This is a genomic window from Streptomyces sp. SP17BM10 (genome assembly GCF_036322405.1).
Classification (GTDB): Bacteria; Actinomycetota; Actinomycetes; order Streptomycetales; family Streptomycetaceae; genus Kitasatospora.
In genome coordinates this window covers 1-371 of record NZ_JAQYXB010000487.1, presented here as the reverse complement: position 1 = coordinate 371, position 371 = coordinate 1, and the positions used below count along the sequence as shown (strand labels likewise).

The following is a 371-nucleotide window of genomic DNA, read 5'->3' as shown; positions in this document are numbered from 1 at the left end:
GGCGACGTACACCTTGGCGGCGCCGAACTCGGCGGCCTTGGCGGCGATGTCGGCCGCGGCACCACCGGCACCGAGGACGACGGCCGACGGCTCGCCGATGCGGCGGGCCAGGGTCAGCAGCTCCAGGGCCGGCTTGCGGACCACACCGTCGGCGTGGTCCACCAGAACCAGGATCTCAGCCATGATTCGTTGCTCCTGATCGATCGTTGGATGCGCGAGCGGGTGGGATTAGATGAACTTCTGGTCGGCGAGGAAGGCGGCGAGCTGCTTGCCGCCCTCGCCCTCGTCCTTGACGACCGTGCCCGCGGTGCGCGCCGGGCGCGCCACCACCGAGTCGACCGCCGTCCACGCGCCCGCCAGGCCGACCTCGT

Annotated in this window: 2 pseudogenes; both read right to left on the bottom strand. The window is 71.7% G+C overall.

Going from position 1 to position 371, the window contains the following annotated elements:
* Positions 1-183: pseudogene (locus PUR71_RS08735) on the bottom strand (electron transfer flavoprotein subunit alpha/FixB family protein); the annotation flags it as partial.
* Between the two features lie 45 nt (positions 184-228).
* Positions 229-371, bottom strand: a pseudogene (locus PUR71_RS08730) (electron transfer flavoprotein subunit beta); the annotation flags it as partial.